Origin of the sequence: Acinetobacter sp. CIP 102529 (assembly GCF_000368325.1) — a bacterium.
GTDB lineage: Bacteria > Pseudomonadota > Gammaproteobacteria > Pseudomonadales > Moraxellaceae > Acinetobacter > Acinetobacter parvus.
The window spans coordinates 18,217-40,115 of record NZ_KB849353.1 but is presented as its reverse complement, the minus strand read 5'-3'; the positions used below and the strand labels follow the sequence as shown (position 1 = coordinate 40,115).

Below are 21,899 nucleotides of genomic sequence, written 5' to 3'. Positions count from 1 at the left end.
TAACTCAGGCTTCATTTTCACGTTGTTGCATTTGCTCAATCTGACGACGAAATGCTTCAACATCCTGAAAATCTTGGTAAACAGAGGCAAAACGGACATAGGCGACATGATCCAGCGCAAACAGTGCCTGCATGACAATCTCACCAATGGTTCTCGACTTCACATCCCGCTCACCCAGACGGCGAATCTGCGACTGAATATCACTGAGCACCGTTTCAATTTGTTCCTGGGTCACAGGTCGCTTTTGCAGCGCATGCATCAATGAGCGGCGGAGTTTTTCCTCATCAAAGGGTTCACTTTTTCCATCTGATTTAATCACACGCGGCATCACCACTTCATAACTCTCAAAGGTGGTAAAACGCTCCCCGCAAACAACACACTCACGGCGACGGCGAATCTGGCAGCCTTCGGCGGCCAGACGGGAGTCAATCACTTTACTATCAGCAGCGTTACAAAATGGACAATGCATAGTGGCGCAGTTATTTATCACTTTGCTTAAGTGTAGCAAAGTTTAGGCAATTGCTGAACCTGAGCAAAAGCAGAGCACGGTTTTAATCATCGCATAAAGGGAAATTCAAGGGCAAAGACACAAAAAAACAGCCCTGATGGACTGTTTTTGGATCACTGAATAATCAGTTATTCGATACGTTCGCCATGTTGGCTTAGGTCAAGACCCATACGTTCGTCATCAGCGCTGACACGGATACCAATCACCAGATCAATCACTTTAAGGATAATGAATGTCACAACCGCGCTATATGCGATGGTTGCCAACACACCTTCAACTTGAATCCACAATTGACCTGCAAATGTTGGAGCAAGAACCACACCAGCTGCCTTGATAATTTCATCGCTATAGAAGACACCTGTTAATACGGCACCCACCATACCACCCACAGCATGTAGACCAAAGGCATCCAATGCATCATCTGCTTTAAGTAGGCGTTTCAGTGCAGTAATCCCCCAGAAGCAAACCACGCCACCGATCAGACCCATCACCAACGCACCCCCGACACCAACGAAACCAGCAGCAGGTGTAATCACAACCAAACCAGCAACCGCACCAGAAGCACCACCAAGAACTGAGGCTTTACCACGAACGACACGCTCAACCACCAACCAAGAGAATGCGGCTGCGGCTGCGGCAACTTGAGTGACCAGGATTGCCATACTTGCACGAGCGCCAGCGCCTAATGCGCTACCACCGTTAAAGCCGAACCAGCCCACCCAGATCAGGCTTGCACCCACAACAGTTAAGGTCAGGTTATGTGGCGCCATAGATTCACGACCAAGACCTGTACGTTTACCTAACATGTATGCAGCGACTAGACCAGCAACACCCGCGTTGATATGTACAACAGTACCACCAGCAAAGTCCAGTGCGCCTGCCTTGAATAACCAGCCGTCTGCAGCCCAAACCCAGTGAGTAATTGGAGCGTAAACAAGGATGACCCAGATTGCGATGAATGCCATGAACGCAGAATACTTCATACGATCAGCAATAGAACCACTGATAATTGCCACAGTAATAATGGCAAAGGTCATTTGGAAAATTACAAATAAGCTTTCAGGAATCGTCCCGCTCAGCGCATCAAAAGCAACGCCATTTAACATCGCCTTCGCCAAGTCACCAACATAGGCACCTGAACCAGAGAATGCGAGAGAATAACCAACAATCACCCAAATCAAGCTGACCAAAATTGCCGCAGAAAGGCTGAACATCATGGTACTGAGTACGTTTTTCTTACGAACCATACCACCGTAGAACAAAGCCAGACCTGGAATGGTCATTAACAGAACCAACGCTGTTGAAACCAGAATCCAAGCCGTGTCACCTGTATCCACTGTCGGTACAGCTTCAGCGGCAGGAGCAGCTTCCACAGGAGCTGGTGTTTCTACTGCAATAACTTCTGTTGTTGTGCCATTATCAGCCACAGCTACAGTTTGTTCAGCAGTGACTGGTGCGGATGCAGCATCTTCTGCCCAAACCACGGCAGAGCCACCCAAGAGTGCGCCAGATAGACTGAGCGCCATAAGCATTTTTTTCATTCGTGTCCCCCAACCTTATTTTGTGAGCTATCTGTCTTAATTTCTAACTCAGCAAACTTTATGCCAATTTAGACAGCGTCTGGCCCAGTCTCACCAGTACGAATACGGATGACTTGTTCTAGATTGGTGACAAAGATTTTTCCGTCACCGATTTTTCCTGTGCTTGCGACACGGGTAATTGATTCGATCACCGCATCAACCATTTCATCGCTAATCGCAATTTCAATCTTTACTTTTGGTAGGAAATCAACCACATACTCTGCACCACGGTACAGTTCTGTGTGACCTTTTTGACGCCCGAAACCTTTGACTTCAGTTACGGTAATCCCTTGAACACCAATATCAGAAAGTGCTTCACGCACGTCATCCAACTTGAATGGTTTTACAATTGCAGTTACAAGCTTCATGTTTGTTTTCCTTCGGCTTATTTTCACCAGTAAGGTTTTATATTCAATTTTCATGCCAATATTTAAAGGTTGGGGGTTTTTAAATACTGGACATAAGCTTTCTTTATAACCTATTTAGCCTTGAAGATGTAGATACCCAATCGAAAATAAGTTTCAATTGCGACTATTTAGCTAAATTTATCAGTCAATCATCCAGCTATGATGCACAAGGCTATGGGAATGCGGTGAGCAGTGATACACTGGGCAACAAATACACATAACCGATTGAGCACTTTATGATTGAGACACTTTTACAAGCCATTTTGCAGCAAGTTGACCAGCCGAAAAAAGATTTAGAAAAAAATTTACGCGCCCTCCTGAATGAAAGTATCGAAAAACTGGATCTGGTTTCAAAACAGGAGCTGGATCGTCAGCGAACAGCACTGAATTTGGCCAACCAGCGCCTGAGTGAGTTACAACAGCAAATGGAAACACTTGAAGAAATGGTGCAGAACAAAAAATAAGCACCAACTCAGTGCAACCAATACTGAACAATGACTAAAAATAAAGCACCATGATGGAACAATAACAAATGTCTTTTGCCAAAATTTATACGAGAGGCTTACTGGGGCTACATGCCCCCCAGATCGAAGTGGAAGTCCATATCAGCTCAGGCCTACCCTCCCTAACCATTGTGGGGTTGCCTGAAGCCGCAGTCCGCGAAAGCAAGGACCGCGTGCGCTCTGCGATTATCAATAGTGGTTTTCTGTTTCCAACCAAGCGTTTAACCATTAATCTGGCACCCGCAGACCTGCCCAAGGATGGTTCCCGTTTAGACTTGCCGATTGCACTGGGTATTCTGATCGCCTCTGGACAGTTACCCGAAAACTGTACCGATGGTTTTGAGTTTATTGGTGAACTTGCCCTGGATGGGCATTTACGCCCTGTTTCAGGAACATTGACCATTGCCATGGCTTGCCAGCAGGCACAACATCGCTTGTTACTGCCAACCGCCAATCTCGATGAAGCCAGCCAACTACCTGAATTTGAAGTGTATGCAGCCAGTCATTTACAGCAGGTGTGTGCACATTTTCTGGGCAATTCGCCACTAAAAGCTGCACCACAAAAATCAATGGCGGCATCCTCACGTTATCCATTTGACCTTGCCGATGTCAAAGGACAGTTACGCCCCCGCCGTGCGCTGGAAATTGCTGCGGCAGGTGGACACTCATTATTATTTAAGGGGCCGCCAGGCACAGGTAAAACCTTGCTCGCCTCGCGTTTGCCCTCTATTTTACCGCCATTAAATGCACAGGAAAATTTAGAGGTTGCCAGCATCTACTCAGTTGCAAATGCTCAGCACACTTTCGGGCAAAGGCCGTTTCGCGCACCACACCATACTGCTTCGGCAATTGCATTGGTTGGGGGTGGTTCACAACCCAAACCAGGTGAAATTACCCTGGCCCATTTAGGTGTGTTATTTTTGGATGAATTGCCTGAGTTTGACCGAAAAGTCCTTGAGGTTTTACGCCAGCCACTTGAATCCAAAGAAATTGTCATTTCTCGCGCTGCAAGGCAAATGACCTTTCCAGCAAATTTCCAGTTTATCGCCGCGATGAATCCCTGTCCCTGTGGCTATGCCTTTAATCAGGACAGTCGCTGCCAATGTTCACCTGAAAGTATCCAACGCTATCAAAACCGTATTTCTGGCCCATTGCTGGATCGTATTGACCTGCATATTGATGTACCGCCTTTGCAGGCAAATGAATTACAAGAACGGACACCGAGTGAAAACTCTGAAACGGTGCGTCAGCGGGTGATGAAAGCCTATCAACAGCAAATTCAGCGGCAGAAATGTTTAAATCAGGCACTTTCACCTACTTTGCTGGAGCAATATGCCTGTCTGGATGACAGCTCAAGCAAAATTATTGAGATGGCCCAACAGCGCCTAAATCTTTCAGCACGTGCCTACCATCGGGTGTTACGGGTGGCACGAACCATTGCGGATTTGGCAGAAAGTGAAATCATCTCAAGTTCACACTTGACTGAAGCACTGTCTTATCGGGGTAATTCAACCTAAAATCAGGCCATAAAAAAAGCGACCTTAGAGGTCGCTTTGATTTTTATTGTTATTAGAAAGCGTAAGCCAGTCCCAACACAACCTTGTTCTTTTGTTTGATGTCAGTACGGTCATAGCCACCCAGGATGTAATCCAGACTCCAGTTTGCACCTGTTTCACCTAAAGCATGAGACAAACCAAGCGTTGCATGACGGAAAGCAAAAGTGTTTTCTGTTTTTGCAGTGAACTCATCATCATCCCCATAATAATAAGCACCAATCTGCGCCTTACCTGTAAAACCAGCAGGCAAGGCAGGTGCATAAGTCGCAAGGAAATAGGTGTCACCCTTATTACCGAAAGTAACGTTGTTGAGTAGCGTTTGAGCCGTTACGGTGAGTTCTTTATAGCTTAGACCCAGGAAAGTTTCATATCCTGTTGATTCCCAGCCAGGATAGTAATAATAAATTGTTCCACCAACTTGATAGCCTAGATTATCTGTGATTTTGCCTTTATAACCTGCATAAAAATCACTTTCAAAAGAATCCCTTGAGTTTGTATCGCTACAGCCATCTGGGTTTAGGCAGGCATATGAATAATCCAGGGTTGAAAACCAATAACCTAGATAGAAACCATTGTAGCCATAGTCCAGTCCACCCTGTACAGCTGGACCACTATTTTCAGGTGCATTGGTAATGCCACGTAAATTATAGCTGGATACAGCACTAATATTACCTGTGACTTCACCTGGGAATGGAAGCTTACTATCCTCAGCCAAAGCAAAAGTTGACGTTACAGCCATAACACTTAAAGCAATAGCCTTGCATGCAAATTTCATCATATTGATCTCCCCCATATTATAGATGTTCAACTGATTCATGTTTTGAATTGCATCACTGTGTAATAAGCAAATGCTGTGCCAGTTTTTATGGAATGCAGGGCTTTTAGAAAAAATTTTGTACAATAATATATTTTTATTTTAAATAACAATTAGATATAAAAATTAATTATGAGTACCTTTCCTGATAAATTTTAATATTTACTCAGAATTTACCGATATGGTGCGGTAATAGTGTGCGCTCATGGAGAATGTTGGCGCATGAAAACGGCGCTTTTTTTAGCGTTCCTGTGCGCCCTAAAAGTGCAGGGATGCTTTTCCCTATACTGAATGGATCACTCACATTAGGCGAATTTCGGATATAAAAAAACAGCCAGCATATGTGCTGGCTGTTTTCTTCGCTAGAGGATCTGGCAAACCTTTATAAATGAAAGTTCAACACATCCCTAGCCACATTAGAATGCCTTGGTTAAGGTAAACACCGCACCCGTTTCTGTACCGCGTTTGTATGGTTGGGCATTGGCATCAATATTGGTGCCAATCGCAGCCAATTCAGCAGTCAAGCCAGAAACAGATTTCACGTTATAGGTGAGGCCCACTTTCCAGTCAACATAGATGTCATCTTCACTGCCACTGTCGCTAAAGTCGTAGTTATCCACCTTGGTATAGCCAACGCTTGCCACACCACCAAAGCCAGCGGCAAACGGCACATTATAGGTTGCATTTACATACCAGCCATTCTCGTCCAGACCAGCAAAGTCATTGGTATAGTTGACTGCACCCAGCAAGCTGTCACCAGAGGTCAATACATCCTTGAATCCAAGTTTTGCGTAAAGCTCAAGCCAGTTGATATCTGATGCGCTTGGATAACCGTAATACCATAGGCCAACATCCAAAGTGGGTTTGCCTGCAAATGGCAGTTCAGTTGCATAACCAACATATGGGTCTAGCTCAAGATGTGGATCAGCACCACCAAAATTTACATTGGAACCCCAGACACCCGCATAAAGGCCTGATTCATGCGTTAATGCAAAGCCAACTTGCACCGCAGGGTCATTTTGAGTTTGGGTCACACCACGATAACGGTAATCTGAAGTTAAGGCAGCGGTTCCTGCAAAGCTTACACCTGCCTGAGACAGCGCATTCGATTCTTCAGCCATTGCCAAAGTTGAAGCCATCGCCATAACACTTAACGCCACTGCTTTATATGCAAGTTTCATCATTTGATCTCCCCATGATGGATATTTGACTGATTTATGTTTTAAATTGCATCAAAATGTATCTTGCAAAGGTTATGCCAACTCAAAAAGCCAATAAAATCAAATATTTGTATTATTAAAGGACTAAAAAGCATTTTCACTTTCCCTATTTATAAGCTTGATGCAGGATTTCGGCTGAAATTTGAACCATTTAAAGGCATATAAATAAAACCATACTATTTTTCGCACAAAAACAATGCTTTTTTAACCCATGAAAACCGCTGGAATGATTGAAACTTATATTGCAGGCCCTCTCCAGATAAAATGTTCAATAAAAATGCAAAAATGCGCCAGATGCAATCGACCCAGATAGGGTTAAGCACCAATACCATTCATCGGGCTGGTATTTTTTACTAGCCAAATGAGCTATTTTCAACCAAGTAGTAAATAAATAATTAAATTAAAAGAAAAAATACATAAAATAATCACGTGTTTTATTAAAAACAGGCCAGAAAAAATCCATCAAAAAAACAGTCAACAAATAAATTTAAAGTTAATAAAAATCAAGGTATTAAATTCAAAAAATCATTAGTTTTAATAAAAAATAAATCACAATATTCTATAAGTATTTTATTTAAAAATAATTAAATTATTTTAATAAAAATCTATCTTTTTTACGCATAACTTATACAATTGGTCAAAATTTCAGTTTCTCTCCCCAAATTTGTTATTTACGAGGCTTAGCATGCCAAAGGCACAGAAACTTATATTGGCGGTTTTGATTAATGCCGCATTGATCTCCTCAACATACGCAAGCGAACAAAGCGAAGCAAAAGGTTTTGTTGAGGATGCAAATGGTTCAGTATTGTTCCGCACAGGCTTTTTAAATCGTGATAAAAAAGACGGTTTAACAAATGATACAAGCTCAACAGCGCAAACTGCCATTTTTGATCTTCAATCAGGTTTTACAAAGGGTATTATTGGCTTTGGTGTTGGCGTAGTAGGTGATGCATCTTTTAAGCTTGGTCCGAATAATAATACGGGTAATCAAATGATTCCTGTAGATGATCGTGGATTTGCTTATGATCATTGGGCTCGTGGTGGTGCCAATGTGAAAGCACGTCTTTCCAACACAACCGTGACTTATGGTACACAGGTATCAACACTTCCTGTCATGGCAAGTAATCAAGCCCGTTTAGTACCTGAGTATTACACAGGTGTTTTCGTTGAAAGTAATGAAATTCCAAATCTAAATGTGGTTGCAGGTAAGTTCACAAAAAACCAAATGTCAAACCAAATTAGTACCGATAAAGATGTGACAGGTCAAGGGCTTGATCGTGCAGTAGTTTGGGGTGCTAAATATAAATTTAATGATCAACTCAATTCATCGTATTATGGCTTAGATGTTCAAGATAAATTAGAACGTCATTATGCCAATGTAAACTTTACCCAAAGCTTAAAAGACAAGAGTACCTTAACACTTGATGCCATGGGTTATCATACAAAATGGGATAAAGATGCGCTCACTGATTCACATACCACAGATGATCTAGCAAACCGTAAAAACTCGATTTGGGCTGTTTCAGTGGGCTATGGCAAAGATGTACATAACGTCATGCTTTCTTATCAAGATAACACAGGTAATACTGGGTATGACTATGGCTATAATGCTGATGGTTTACAAAGTATCTATGTGCCTAATTCCTATTTAGGTGACTTTAATGGTAATGATGAAAAATCTGTCGGGCTACAATATAACTATAACTTTAAAAATCACGGTTTACCTGGTCTAAACTGGACAACTGCATTTGTTTATGGCTGGGATATTGATATCGCTAAAATAACAGATCGCTCAAAAATCATAGACCAAGCCGAAGAACATGAGTTGTTTAACCAAGTCAAATATACAGTTCAAACAGGTGCATTGAAAGATGCAAGCCTACGTGTTCGCTATTCTTACTTACGTTCAAGTGATACCTATAATAATGTTTCTGGTCAATATGTCAGCAATGTCATTGGCTCAACCAATGAATGGCGTTTGTTCCTTGATATTCCTGTGAAACTGTTCTAATTCAATTTAGATCAACTCATAAAAAACCGCCATTCAATTGAATGGCGGTTTTTTTATGAGCCTGATTTTAGGGTGATAAAATCAGACTTTATCTTTTAAAATTATTTTTTAGCAGCTTCGATTGCTTTCAACACTTCAGCTTTTGCAACATCAGCATTTTCCCAACCACTGATTTTTACCCATTTACCTGGTTCTAAATCTTTGTAATGCTGGAAGAAATGCTCAACTTGACTGATCAATAAAGGTGGAAGATCGGTATATTCTTTCACATCTTTATAGAGAGGAGATAACTTCTCATGTGGAACTGCGATCAGTTTCGCATCGATACCACCATCATCTTCCATATTCAGTTTACCCACTGGACGGCAACGGATTACTGAACCCGCAGCAACAGGGTGTGGAGTTACAACAAGTACGTCTAATGGATCGCCATCTTCAGATAATGTATTTGGTACATAACCGTAGTTTGCTGGGTAGAACATTGCTGTACCCATGAAACGGTCTACAAACAACGCATCAGAATCTTTATCGATTTCGTATTTGATTGGCGCTGCGTTTGCAGGAATTTCTATGATGACATAGATGTCATTTGGTGCGTCTTTACCCGCAGGAATATTGCTATAACTCATATCAACACTCTTTTATCTTGTGAACTTAGATGTAAATCCGACAGATTATAGCGTGAATACCATAAAAATGATGCTAGATATGCTGAGCGTTAAAGAATTTTATACTCAACATCAATTTAGGTCACTTTAATCGTAATCACAAACAATAAAATTGGACAAAATATTGAAAAAAACCAAATAATCGAACGTAAAGTGGCTAGGTTCGCTAAATAACAGATGCCATAAATAATGCGAAATACGATATATGCCCAGCCTAAGCTCAGAATAAATTTCTCAGGCACAACCATATATTCGGCCATTAAAATTGCAGCGATAAATAAGGGTAGACTTTCAAAACTATTCTGTTGTACTGCATTGGCTCTGGCGGCTAGACCTGTCGTTTTCGCCAAAAATTCACGCGGATTCTGATTATCCTTTGCTTGGAAGCCACCTTTTGCTTTTGCAATCAGGGTAAAAACATACGGCAACAAACATGCGATGATAATCATCAATATAATGCCGCTAATACCTTGCATGCTCACATCCATCATTTGAAGTTCTGCTGATCATGCTATCATAACTCATAATCTATTGAATTTTCATTTGTGCTTGTTCGCCAAGTGTTTCCTTTAAATATTTTCTTTGTGTAAAAGTTCTGTTTTTTCATACTGTTTTAAGGTCAAGTTATGCAACCTCAAAATCAAAAAGAAATGTTTGATGTCCTTGCCAAACAACGGCAGCATCAGCTTTTGGTTGATCGCGTGCTGAAAGTGGTTCTGCCTATTATGGCATTTCTGCTGAGCGTGATTTGTGCCAACTTAAACTGGCAGTCTACATTGGGAACTTTTGTGGTGCTGACCATTGCCTTTTATGCGGTGGGGATTCAGCGTTTCACTCTTTGGCACTGGCTAGTGGTGATTGCGCTGTATGTCTTTGCGGACAATTATTTTAGCTTTAATGGAATCGACCCGAGCCGCTTGCGTTTTCAGCTTGCCACCATGCTGGTATTTGTAGGAATTGTGGGAATTGGCCGTCCTTATATTGATCGTTGGTTAATGAAATCTAATCATAAATAAAAAAACGCCGCAATTGCGGCGTTTTTTACAGCACAGCTTAAGCTGGTTTACGTAAATCTTTACGCAGGATTTTACCAACGTTTGATTTAGGTAGTTCTTCCATAAACTCAACATAACGCGGGCATTTGTAGCCAGTTAGGTTTTGTTTTGCATAAGCAAGCACTTCTTCAGTGGTTAAAGATGGATCTTTCTTCACAATGAACAACTTCGGCACTTCGCCTGATTTTTCATCTGGAACACCAATTGCAGCCACTTCCAATACTTTCGGATGTTTTGCAATCACTTCTTCAATTTCACTTGGGTAAACGTTGAAGCCAGATACCAGGATCATGTCTTTCTTACGGTCTACGATCTTGAAGTAACCGCGTGTGTCCATGACACCGATATCGCCAGTACGGAAGAAGCCATCTTTCGTCATGACTTTTTCAGTTTCATCAGGACGGTTCCAGTAGCCTTTCATGACTTGAGGACCACGAATCGAAATTTCACCCTGTTCACCTAAAGCAACTTCATTACCATCATCATCAAGCAAGACAACTTCGGTCAACGGCAATGGAATACCAATCGTGCCGCTAAACTCAGTCGTTGCAGGAGGGTTTGCCGTTGCAACAGGTGAAGTCTCAGACAAGCCATAACCTTCAATGATGATGGTGCCTGTTACTTTTTTCCACGCTTCAGCAGTCGATGGCAATACCGCCATACCACCACCCATTGCCATCTTCAATTTGCTATGGTCAAGCTGTTTGAATTCTTCGTTATTCACCAGAGCATTGAACAATGTGTTTACTGCCGGGAAGAATGAAGGCTGGTATTTACGTAATTCGCCAACGACTGCTGGTAGGTCACGTGGGTTTGGAATCAGGATATTGGCTTGACCTTTATACATACCGTAAAGCGCGCACACCATGAATGCAAAGATATGGTAAAGCGGCAATGCACAGACAATACGATCATCTTTAGAACCGTCACCTGTGCCAAATTTACTTGAGAAAATACCATCACATTGTAATAGGTTAGAAACCAAGTTACGGTGTGTTAACTCAGCACCTTTAGAAACACCTGTGGTACCGCCCGTATATTGAAGTACAGCCGTATCGCTTAAAGTCAGGCTTGGACGCTTGTAGTTGCTTGGGCTCACTTTGTTCAATGCAGTGTTGAACTTCACATGACCAGGGATATTCCATGCTGGAATTTGCTTGCGGACCTTGCGTAAAACGAAGTTTACGATGGTGCCTTTAAGCGTCCCCAACATATCCCCCACAGAGGCAACAATCACATGCTTCACAGGTGTTTTGCCAATAATACTTTGATATACGCTGGCAAAGTTTTCAATGATCACCAGTGCTTCAGCACCTGAGTCATTTAACTGATGGTCAAGCTCACGCGCTGTATAGAGTGGGTTCACGTTCACAAGGACCAGACCTGCACGGAACACACCCAATGCCACCACTGGATACTGGAATACGTTCGGCATCATCACCGCAACACGCGATCCTTTTTTCAAGCCCAGACTTTGCAGGTAGGTGGCAAATTTACGGCTGGCGACTTCTAATTCATTATACGTTAAAACTTTATCCATAAAGATAAAGGCATCACGTGAACCAAATTTTTGGAAATTGCGTTCAAAAATATCAACAAGTGAGGTGTTTTCAGCAGGCAGTGCAACTGTTTCTGGAATTCCTGTCTTTTTGTATTCAGCAAACCAAATCTTTTCCATAATGCCATTATCTCCGAGTGGTAATCCTTAAAAATAGTAACAATGTTACTTCCATGACAAAACATTTTTTTAACTTTGTGAATTGCCGTGTCAATCTATTCAAACAATATGAATACATTGTCATATATAACGTATTTATATCACAGAATACTAGCCTTATCTCTGAATGAGGAGTCTATTTGCTTTTTGATATCCCCGTGGTAAAAGCTGCCCCTTTGTTGCTCTTTTTCCTATATATTTTTGGAGATCATCCCCTTTCAGTTTTAAGTGCTGTTGTCCTGCAGCGACTTGGATTATTTCATCTAACGTCAGGGTTGTCATGGATAAAATCTGCTCTTTTTCCTCAAGTTGTATCAACTTGTTACCTTTTCCTTTGTTCAGGACAGGCAGTTCGGCCAAGTCAATGATGAGTAAACGGCCTGATGAACTCAGGATGGCGGCATGTGTGGCCTGCTGAACTGGAAGTAGGGGCAAGGCCGTTGCCTTGTCTGCAACCGTCAAGAACGCCTTACCTGCCTTGGCATTGGTATCCAGTTGTGCGGCTTGGGTTTTAAAGCCATAGCCATTTGAACTGACGGCAAGCAGCTCACTGTTATCATCTGCAATAAAGACCTGAATAAACGATACGCCACTTGCAGGCGCAAGCTTGGAACTTAAGGGCTCACCCAAACCACGTGCGGATGGCAAACTGCTGATTGGCAAGGCATAGCTACGCCCTGTCTCATCGAGAAAATACACCCGTTGATTGGTTTTACCGACTGCATGGCTCAAGTATTGGTCACCTGCACGATAATTCAGGTTGGCCGCATCAACTTCCGCACCTTTGGCGGCACGTACCCAGCCAGCCTCGGACAACACCACCGTCACAGTTTCGGCAGGCATTAAATCCTGTTCCTTAATCTGGACGGCATCCGCACGCGCAACGATTGGCGAACGTCGGTCATCACCAAATTTTTTCGCATCTTCTTTCAGTTCATTGATAATCAGGCTTTTCAATGATTCTGGATTTGCCAGTTGTTCACGGATAATGGCTGCCTTTGCCTCCAACTCCTCCTGCTCACGACGGATTTCCATTTCTTCAAGCTTGGCCAAATGACGAAGCTTGAGTTCCAGAATGGCTTCGGCCTGAATATCGTCAATACCGAAATGCTGCATCAACACAGGTTTGGGCTGGTCTTCCTCACGGATGATGCGAATCACGGTATCAATATCAAGATAGGCAATTAAAAGACCTGCCAGGATATGCAAACGTTTTTCGATTTTATTTAAATGGTACTGCAAACGGCGAGTCACAGTTTGCTTACGAATCTCAATCCATTCCAACAAGATTCGGCGAATGGATTTGACTTGCGGACGGCCATCTGCCCCAATCATGTTCAGGTTGACGCGATAGCTGGATTCCAGATCAGTGGTGGCAAATAAATGGCTCATCACCGTTTCTGCATCGACACGGTTGGAACGCAATACAATGACTAATCGCGTTGGATTTCGATGATCCGACTCATCACGAATATCTGCGACCAGAGGTAACTTCTTGGCAATCATCTGATCAGCAATTTGGGTCACAACTTTAGAGCCTGAAACCTGATATGGAAGCTCCGTAATCACGATTTCATTTTTTTCTACCGTATACACTGCACGCGCACGATAGCTACCACGCCCTGTGGTTTGAATCTTTAACAACTCTTCAGGCGGGGTAATGATTTCAGCTTTGGTCGGCAAATCTGGTGCAGGAATATATTCCGCCAGTTTTTCATCAGTGGTTTCAGGGTTACGAATCAGTGCAATCGTCCCTTTCACCACTTCACGTAAATTATGTGGTGGAATATCGGTTGCCATACCCACTGCAATACCCGTCGTACCATTCAACAGAATATTGGGAATACGGGCGGGTAAAGTGATTGGTTCTTTCATCGAACCATCAAAGTTGTCCTGCCATTCACTAGTGCCCTGTCCCAACTCGCTCAGCAACAGTTCACTGTAGGCAGACAGTTTGGCTTCGGTATAACGCATTGCCGCAAAGGATTTTGGATCATCAGGTGAACCCCAGTTGCCCTGCCCCTCAATTAGCGGATAGCGATAGCTGAATGGCTGGGCCATCAATACCATCGCCTCATAGCAGGCAGAGTCACCATGTGGATGATATTTACCCAGTACATCACCTACGGTACGTGCGGACTTCTTTGGCTTGCCTGTTGATTTCAAGCCCAGTTCACTCATGGCATAGACAATACGGCGCTGTACGGGTTTCAGGCCATCACTGATATGGGGCAATGCACGATCCATAATCACGTACATGGCATAGTTGAGGTAAGCTTGTTCTGTGAATTCGGCTACGGAGCGGTTTTCGGTTGCATGATGTGCAAGGCTGGTCATTTCAGCGAGTCATATAAAAAATTTACTTAATGTTATCGTAAATGCCCTTGCGCTGCTATAACCGCAGCTCATATGCGGAGAAAGCATTGTGACAAGTCTTTGTTGTTGTTTATGCGTCAAGTGGTGTCTTGTCAATGCTCATCCGTTGAAGATGCAGACTCAGCATCATCTTCCTTATAAATAAATTTTGGCATTTCCAGACCAAAATAAATTGCAATCACGCGCAAGGTGAAACCAAACACCAAGGTAAAAATTACGGTAAGGTCATGTGGTAGTCCAACCTCTAGACAGACCCAATAACAAATCACGGCAACAAAGGAAATACTGGCATACAGCTCACGACGGAACACTAGTGGCACATCATTACACAAGATATCGCGCAAAATACCCCCCGATACCCCTGTTAAGACCCCAGCCACGGCGGAAACCACAAAACCATGCCCCATCGACAAGGCAATTTGACAGCCAATGATGGTGAAACCAATTAATCCCATGGCGTCAAGCAATAAGAACACACTGCGTAAATGTTTCATCCACTTGGCGATAATAATGGTGACAAATGCCGCACAGCAGGTCAAAACCAGATATTCAGGATGCTTGACCCAGGTTAAAGGATAATGTCCCAGCAACACATCACGCACGGAGCCACCACCCAGTGCAGTGACACAGGCAATCAGCACCACACCGAACCAGTCCATACTGCGTCGCCCTGCCGACAGTGCGCCTGTCATGGCTTCCGCAGTGATGGCAATTATATAAATCACGGTGAGTAACATCTGCCTACATCCTTAAATCAGGCATAAAAGTGTGCGCTATTTTAAGTCAAACTTAGATGAATTGCGCACAGCATTGCTTAAATTTTTTCCCCGAGCCACAGATACAGGGTTGTTTCATGGTGATCTGCATATCCAGCGTTGGATCAAGAAAATACCAGTGTTGCTGATGCAACACAAAATGTGAAATTTCATGATGAATGTGTTGCTGTTTTCCATCATGGTAATAGGCCTTGAATTCTACCAAGGCATGGCTTTTATCAAGCTTGGGCTGGTGTTGTACCACTTCCAGTTTCAGCCACTGATTCGCCTGACTCCAATCTGCAATCGCATCACGGTCTAAAAAAACCTGCTGCCCCAAAGCCGTGGTTTCCAGAATGTAGTCAATCTGCTGCAAGGCAAAGGCGCTATAGCGTGAACGCATCAATTGTTCGGCCGTTTGGGCCGTTTTCTGTTTCAAATGCAGAGGCTGGCAGCACACCACATATTGCCCCTGCCCACATGGACAGTTTTCTAAGGAGGTCATTTTCAACTCTCAAATAAAAATAGCCCTGAGAAAATCTTGTACAACAAGATCAAACTCAAAGGCTATTGGGATGGAAACTAATTACTTCTCTGCTTGTTTCTCTTCCGCGATAATGCGCACTTTCTCAATCTTGTGTCCATCCATGGTCACCACTTCAAAGCGGTAGCCATCTGCTTCAACCGTCTCACCATTTTCAGGTAAACGGCCCAAATGGAACAAAAGATAACCCGACAGAGTTGAGTATTCCTCACTTTCATCTACAAGGTCTTTACCCAGAAGCAATGAAACATGGCGAATATCGGTTGAACCTTCCAGTATCATGGAACCATCTTCAAGGCTTTCCGCCGCCGCTTCAAGTTCGTCCTCATCAGGGAATTCACCCGCAATCGCTTCCAGTACGTCAATTGGTGTGGCAATGCCCTCAATCGAACCATATTCATTCAGTACGATTGCCATTTGCAAGGGTGCCTGACGCAGTTGCTCCATCACCATCAACACCTGCGCATTTTCATGCACAATCACAGGTTCACGCAGATGTTTACTGAAATCAATCGTTCCTGTTTCAATGTATTCATTGAGAATTTTATGGGTCAGTACCACACCCTCAATATTATCCAGCTCACCCCGTGCAATGATCAGGCGTGAATGGGTCATTGCCATCAAACGTTCTTTCAATTCGGCTGGGTCAGCCGCAAGGTCAAGCCATTCCAGCTCAGGACGTGGTGTCATCACTGATTTTACAGGACGCTCAGACAGCCCCAATACGCCCTGTACCAGTACGCTGTGATACACGCCATTGTCCTCATCAAACACTTCCTTGGCGTAGGCCTGTGTCGCCAACACATCTTCAGACTCGTTGTTCTGCCCTTCACCACCATTGCCTTTACTGCCCAGCATACGCAAAACAGCCGATGCGGTGCGGTAGCGTAAATCTGTGGTGGTGACCAGTTTCTCCTGATTGCGGCGCATGGTTTGGTTGACTATTTCGACCAGTACAGAGAAACCAATCGCTGCATAGAGGTAGCCTTTCGGAATATGGAAGCCAAAGCCCTCAACCACCAGCGAGAAACCAATCATCATCAGGAAGCCAAGACACAGGATCACCACGGTTGGATGCTTATTGACGAAATCCATCAACGGGCGTGACGCCAGCAGCATGATACCAATCGCAATGGTCACTGCGATCATCATGATGGAAAGCTCTTTCACCATCCCCACGGCAGTAATCACGCTGTCGAGTGAGAACACGGCATCCAGCACCACGATCTGAACCACCACCATCCAGAACGCGGCATGGACAGGGTTTTCTTCTTTTAATGCCTGCTTGCCCTCAATCCGTTCATGCAGTTCCATGGTTCCCTTGAACAAGAGGAACACACCACCGAACAACAGGATGAGGTCTCGACCTGAGAAAGCATGGTCAAATATATGAAATAGTGGTTCGGTTAGGGTCACTACCCATGCAATAGATGCGAGCAGCACCAGACGCATTAGCAAAGCGAGCACTAAACCAATTCTACGTGCGGCGTTACGTTGGTGAGGTGGTAGTTTCTCTGCCAAAATGGCGATAAACACCAGGTTATCAATACCCAGTACAATTTCAAGTACAACCAATGTCGCCAGACCAACCCATGCAGAGGGGTCGGACATCCATTCCAGAATCATTGAGCTGACTCCTCTGCAAAATTGGCAGTGTTATGATGAAATTTAAAATCTAAAAGGTCGGCACAGGTAGCCAAAACATTTTTTATAGGAAAAAAGAACAAAGCGGAGCGACAACAACCACTACTCATAGAGGTACATAGATTAATAAAAGGATTTTCAGTATAGGCAAGATTGCGGTGAAATTCATCATTTTTATAAGCATGATCTTGGTAATTTTTTTCTAAAGTTTACAGAGAAGCTTGTATGGAAAGTGTGCATCAAACTGTCATAAAAGTCATTTAACCTAGACAACGACAGTGAAAATGATAAGGTAAAAATAAACTGAATGAATAGTATTGTAAAAATGACTGAAAACAACGAAACATCTCCCATCAAAACTACCCAATCCCTGATTGCCTTATATTGCGGTTCCCGTACAGGCAACAAACCCATTTACCGTGACACAGCCATTGAACTGGCCCAGCATATTGCCAATCAATCCTTTGGTATCGTCTATGGCGGAGCAAGTATCGGACTTATGGGCCAAGTTGCAGATACCGTCCTAGAGCATGGTGGTGAAGTCGTTGGTGTTATTCCTGAATTTATGTTGGATTATGAAATTGCACATAACCAACTGACCGAATTGCACATTGTTCAAAGCATGCATGAACGTAAGGCTTTAATGGCTGAACGTGCCAGCGCTTTTATCGCTTTACCGGGCGGATTGGGTACCTTCGAGGAAATTTTAGAAATTGCCACGTGGGGACAATTGAATCAACATCAGAAACCAATGATTATCTACAATGTAAATCGTTTTTATGATGCTTTAATCGCCCAGCTCGATCATGCTGTTGAAGAAGGCTTCCTACCACCACAGCATCGCGCCAAAATTATTATTTGTGAAAACCCAGAACAAATCTCTAATGTCATCAAGAACCTCAATGCACCAACACACATTGAAGTTTAAACATCACCTATAAAAAATGCGGATCAATCTAGATCCGCATTTTTATGTCTAAATTTAATATAGATTTACTTGATAAATGCTAGTGGTACCACTCACCTCATTACCCACAACCAATAGTGGCTTGCCATTTGGCGAGTCTTTGGCAGAGATAAAGATTAGACCTTCTGGTCCAAGATCACCATGTGCAGACAATGCCGTCGACGGATCAGCCTGATCCCATACTTCTCGTGTATTTAAATAATCTTGGAAAATTGGCTGTTTAGGATTACTGACATCAAATACCATGACCCCACCCATACGCTCAAGTCCTAAGAACAAGAATTGTTTGTTGCCAATTTTGCCAATCGTCAAGCCTTCAGGTTCAGGTCCTTTATTGCTGCTACGTCCGCCTAATGTGTTGCCTTTTTCATGATTGCTATTGAACCAATCTTGGCATGGAATATTCCGTGCTTTACCAAGTTTACATTGATCACTATTCAAATATTGTTCAATGAAATCACCCGAGTCATAAGCGATTTTAACTTGATTTTGTGTATCCCAAATTGAGAATGAGCGTCCACCCAACAGGTACAAGTCGTCGTACATCAAATAATCGGTAAGTGGATTACCATTGATACCAATTTTATCGCCAGCTTTTGAGTAATACACAGGTTTACCATTTTCAGTTTGGTAACCTTGTGTCCAGGTAATTTTTAAACGGCCCAATTGCTTGTCATCTCGGCAGTTACCAGCATCACCTTTGCTCGCACCACAGTAGGCAAAAGTGGTCGGATTCAGGTGCGCACCAGCAGCTAAATCACGTAATTGTGCAGGAAGATCATCGGCACAACGGCGATCAAAACCATCCTTGTGCACGAGATGTTTTACGCGCCACTCTTCAACGAATCCTTTGCTATTGTCATTGTCACAGCGCTGCAATTTATTCTTTTCAAAGTCTTTCAGCTTAGTTAGCCCAAAATATTCGGCTGTATTTTCACCCCATGCACGCGCATCACCTTCATTTGCAGAAATTAAATAGGTTTTTTTATCCGCGGCAGTATAAGCAGCAATCGCATCAGGATGATAAATCCCTTTAAGTCCATTCCATGCCTTGATCATAATATCTTGAACTGTTTTTTTACCGTCAAAATCACTCACATCCAAAGCATTACTTGAGTTTTTATTTGGATCCAGCATCGACTTAAAACCACTGTCGCTAAGCCCGTGATCTTTGAATCCCATTGCTTCAATCGAAGTCACCGTTGCCGTCGCAATATCTAAAACCGCGATCGCATTATTTTCTTGTAGTGCAACCCAAGCGGTTTTACCATCATCCGAAACTGCAATATATTCTGGCTCTAGATCTTGAGCGACTGTCGCATTCGGTCCAAAAATACGAACTCCTTTGGCAAGTAACGCATCTTTTTGACTATTAAACGCTTTAAAATCAGCAGTTTTGACTTTTGGCTTGCTGATATCAGTCACATTGATCACACTGACAGAGCCTTCTGGATCGGTTTGATAATCATCAGAGGGTTCACCTTCATTGGCCACCAATACCGTTTTCCCATCTGGTGTGAACGTCAACATATCGGGTAAAGCACCCACTTGCACATGGCTTAGACGTTTAAGATCACTCGCTTGATAAAAGGCAACAAAACCAAGATCTGTTTTATTCGCAGCTTCAACAGCCAAAGCAATAATGCCATTTTGGATGCTGACACTGTTGACCTTTGCACCTTCCGCGATGTCATCAACAGTTAGTGATTGTAAATAAGTTGGCTTAGCTGGATCAGCAAGATCAAGTACATCTAATGCCCCCAGCTCAGCATTGACCACAAAAACACGTTTTGTCGCAGGGTCATAGGCAGGAATTTCAGCTGCACTCTTTCCAAAAACACCTGATTCATATCGGCTTAAAAAGCTCAACTGAATTCGCTCTGGTGTAGGCTCTACTACTTCAGGTTTAGGATCAGGATTTGATGATTTTTCTGTTTTGTCATCATCATTACACGCCACCAACCCCACTGACAGCATTGCAGTGAATAACACTGAAATCTTAAATTTCATGATCAAATTCCATAGATTTTATTTTGTAGAGCTAATCTAGTCATTCGAGGTGCAAATACGATGACATTTTCATGTCAGTTCGATGACGAGTCTTTGACAATTTTGGGCTTTATTTCAAATACAATTCTATTAAACTAAAGCTGATATTTCATACGTCACCACTCATGACAACAACCACTCATCAAGCCGTACAGCCTGAATTTCGTTTATTGGTGCTCTTGGTTTCTATCGGCTTTTTTATGCAGGCCTTGGATACCACGATTGTCAACACGGCGATTCCTGTGATGGCAATTCAGCTCAATGAAAATCCATTACAAATGCATGGGGTAATTGTTGCCTACGTCCTATCAGTTGCTGCTTTTATCCCATTAAGTGGTTGGTTGGCAGACCGCTTTGGTATCCGTAATACTTATCTTGCTGCTATGGTGATTTTTAGTCTGGCATCACTCGGTTGTGGCCTGTCTCAGACCTTAGATCAACTCTTGATTTGTCGTGTTATTCAAGGGATGGGCGGCGCATTATTGATGCCTGTTGGACGCTTGGCTTTACTTAAAATTATTCCACGTAGCCAATTTCTTTCAGCGATGAGTTTAATGAGTCTGGCTGGTCTCATAGGTCCTTTGATGGGACCAACTTTGGGTGGATGGTTAGTCGAAGTTGCCACGTGGCACTGGATTTTCCTTATTAATCTCCCCATGGGTGTGCTTGGGGTAATCATGGCGCTTAAAGTCATGCCAAATCAAAAAGAACCAACCGTCAAATCCTTTGATCTCGGTGGATTTATCTTATTGATGATTGCTATGGTGGGTCTGTCGCTTGGGATTGAGAATATCGCTGCGCCACAATATTCTGGTTGGATCAGCATCAGTCTACTGGTAATCGGATCTTTAGCAACGTTTGGCTATGCGTATCATGCACATAACCATCAGAATGCCTTGTTTCATGGACGATTGTTCCGCCATAAAATTTTTTCAATTGGCATTTTAGGCAATTTCTTTGCACGTTTAGGTAGCAATGCAATTCCTTTTATTTTGCCATTGATGCTACAAGTCGCCTTTGGTTTTGAACCCTTTATCACAGGTTTAATGATGATTCCACTGGTATTGGGCTCATTATTTTCTAAACCGATTATCCGCCCTTTGATCCAGCGTGTTGGCTATCGTCGTTTTCTACTAACCAATACCGTTCTGGTTGGATTATGTATCGCCAGTTTCGCCCTAATGACAGCAACAACCCCACTATGGCTTAAAGTGCTGCACCTGTTTATTTTTGGTACACTAAATTCGCTGCAATTTGTCGGGATGAACACCCTAACCCTGAAAGACCTGCCGCAACAGGATGCCAGCAGTGGCAACAGTTTCCTTTCCATGATCATGATGCTATCCATGAGTATTGGGGTGGCGTTGGCAGGAACCTTGATTAATGTGTTTGGTCAGCATTTCTCAACCGCTTCCCTCACCACTGCGTTCCATGCCACATTAATGACACTGGGTTGTATCAACCTGGTCACCGCACTGGTATTTTGGCAAATTCCAAAAGAAATGGCAGACTAAATGCGTGAAAA

At 43.1% G+C, this 21,899-nt stretch carries 19 protein-coding genes; 6 read left to right on the top strand and 13 right to left on the bottom strand.

Features of this window, described 5'->3' with window-relative positions; translation table 11 throughout:
* Positions 1–4: 4 nt before the first annotated feature.
* From nrdR to glnK, 3 genes are all read right to left on the bottom strand, one after another.
* On the bottom strand, positions 5–469 hold the full coding sequence (gene nrdR, locus F972_RS01100; RefSeq protein WP_004674250.1) for a transcriptional regulator NrdR: 465 nt from the start codon (positions 467–469) through the stop codon (positions 5–7).
* A 167-nt stretch (positions 470–636) separates the two neighbouring features.
* Positions 637–2,049: an ammonium transporter gene (locus tag F972_RS01095; protein ID WP_004763677.1), complete on the bottom strand. Its 1,413-nt coding sequence runs from the start codon at positions 2,047–2,049 to the stop codon at positions 637–639.
* A 68-nt stretch (positions 2,050–2,117) separates the two neighbouring features.
* Positions 2,118–2,456, bottom strand: coding sequence for a P-II family nitrogen regulator (glnK, locus tag F972_RS01090; protein ID WP_000780326.1), 339 nt, complete (start codon positions 2,454–2,456; stop codon positions 2,118–2,120).
* Positions 2,457–2,731: 275 nt separating this feature from the next.
* Here glnK and F972_RS01085 point away from each other — a divergent pair, with 275 nt between their 5' ends.
* Positions 2,732–2,959, top strand: a complete 228-nt coding sequence (locus F972_RS01085; protein ID WP_004756386.1) for an accessory factor UbiK family protein — start codon at positions 2,732–2,734, stop codon at positions 2,957–2,959.
* Between the two features lie 68 nt (positions 2,960–3,027).
* Positions 3,028–4,515, top strand: a complete 1,488-nt coding sequence (locus tag F972_RS01080) for a YifB family Mg chelatase-like AAA ATPase (RefSeq protein WP_004763675.1) — start codon at positions 3,028–3,030, stop codon at positions 4,513–4,515.
* A gap of 52 nt (positions 4,516–4,567) precedes the next feature.
* Here F972_RS01080 and F972_RS01075 read toward each other — a convergent pair whose 3' ends face one another.
* Both F972_RS01075 and F972_RS01070 read right to left on the bottom strand, forming a co-directional pair.
* Positions 4,568–5,332 carry a TorF family putative porin gene (locus F972_RS01075; RefSeq protein ID WP_004756444.1) on the bottom strand — a complete coding sequence of 255 codons (765 nt, stop codon included), beginning with the start codon at positions 5,330–5,332 and terminating at the stop codon, positions 4,568–4,570.
* Between the two features lie 452 nt (positions 5,333–5,784).
* A complete protein-coding gene (locus tag F972_RS01070; RefSeq protein WP_004762397.1) occupies positions 5,785–6,552 on the bottom strand; it encodes a TorF family putative porin in 768 nt (255 codons plus the stop codon).
* Positions 6,553–7,273: 721 nt separating this feature from the next.
* Between F972_RS01070 and F972_RS01065 the strand changes: the two genes are divergently transcribed.
* Positions 7,274–8,599, top strand: coding sequence for an OprD family outer membrane porin (locus F972_RS01065; RefSeq protein WP_004763673.1), 1,326 nt, complete (start codon positions 7,274–7,276; stop codon positions 8,597–8,599).
* Positions 8,600–8,700: 101 nt separating this feature from the next.
* On the opposite strand, the gene ppa is transcribed toward F972_RS01065, so the two are convergent.
* Positions 8,701–9,228: an inorganic diphosphatase gene (gene ppa, locus F972_RS01060; RefSeq protein WP_004674242.1), complete on the bottom strand. Its 528-nt coding sequence runs from the start codon at positions 9,226–9,228 to the stop codon at positions 8,701–8,703.
* Between the two features lie 116 nt (positions 9,229–9,344).
* The gene (locus tag F972_RS01055) at positions 9,345–9,743 is read right to left on the bottom strand and encodes an MAPEG family protein (protein ID WP_004763672.1); all 399 of its coding nucleotides are present in this window, start codon (positions 9,741–9,743) and stop codon (positions 9,345–9,347) included.
* A 150-nt stretch (positions 9,744–9,893) separates the two neighbouring features.
* Between F972_RS01055 and F972_RS01050 the strand changes: the two genes are divergently transcribed.
* A complete protein-coding gene (locus tag F972_RS01050; protein WP_004763670.1) occupies positions 9,894–10,283 on the top strand; it encodes a hypothetical protein in 390 nt (129 codons plus the stop codon).
* A 37-nt stretch (positions 10,284–10,320) separates the two neighbouring features.
* Here the strand turns inward: F972_RS01050 and F972_RS01045 are convergent, their stop codons facing one another.
* The 5 genes from F972_RS01045 to F972_RS01025 all read right to left on the bottom strand — a co-directional run bounded on the left by F972_RS01045 (position 10,321) and on the right by F972_RS01025 (position 17,340).
* Positions 10,321–12,000, bottom strand: coding sequence for a long-chain-fatty-acid--CoA ligase (locus F972_RS01045; protein WP_004763669.1), 1,680 nt, complete (start codon positions 11,998–12,000; stop codon positions 10,321–10,323).
* A gap of 156 nt (positions 12,001–12,156) precedes the next feature.
* Positions 12,157–14,376, bottom strand: a complete 2,220-nt coding sequence (gene parC / locus F972_RS01040; RefSeq protein WP_004680788.1) for a DNA topoisomerase IV subunit A — start codon at positions 14,374–14,376, stop codon at positions 12,157–12,159.
* Positions 14,377–14,507: 131 nt separating this feature from the next.
* Positions 14,508–15,152: a trimeric intracellular cation channel family protein gene (locus F972_RS01035; protein WP_004680789.1), complete on the bottom strand. Its 645-nt coding sequence runs from the start codon at positions 15,150–15,152 to the stop codon at positions 14,508–14,510.
* Positions 15,153–15,204: 52 nt separating this feature from the next.
* The gene (locus tag F972_RS01030; protein ID WP_004763668.1) at positions 15,205–15,675 is read right to left on the bottom strand and encodes a YchJ family protein; all 471 of its coding nucleotides are present in this window, start codon (positions 15,673–15,675) and stop codon (positions 15,205–15,207) included.
* 81 nt (positions 15,676–15,756) lie between these two features.
* Positions 15,757–17,340 (bottom strand): TerC family protein, encoded by a 1,584-nt coding sequence (locus tag F972_RS01025; protein WP_004762409.1) that lies wholly within the window; start codon positions 17,338–17,340, stop codon positions 15,757–15,759.
* 325 nt (positions 17,341–17,665) lie between these two features.
* Between F972_RS01025 and F972_RS01020 the strand changes: the two genes are divergently transcribed.
* Positions 17,666–18,286, top strand: coding sequence for an LOG family protein (locus F972_RS01020; protein ID WP_004756459.1), 621 nt, complete (start codon positions 17,666–17,668; stop codon positions 18,284–18,286).
* Between the two features lie 54 nt (positions 18,287–18,340).
* On the opposite strand, the gene F972_RS01015 is transcribed toward F972_RS01020, so the two are convergent.
* A complete protein-coding gene (locus tag F972_RS01015; RefSeq protein ID WP_004680793.1) occupies positions 18,341–20,335 on the bottom strand; it encodes a choice-of-anchor I family protein in 1,995 nt (664 codons plus the stop codon).
* 164 nt (positions 20,336–20,499) lie between these two features.
* On the opposite strand from F972_RS01015, the gene mdtD reads away from it, so the two are divergent.
* Entirely contained in the window at positions 20,500–21,888 is a 1,389-nt protein-coding gene (gene mdtD / locus F972_RS01010) for a multidrug transporter subunit MdtD (RefSeq protein WP_004680794.1), read from the top strand.
* Positions 21,889–21,899 lie beyond the last annotated feature (11 nt).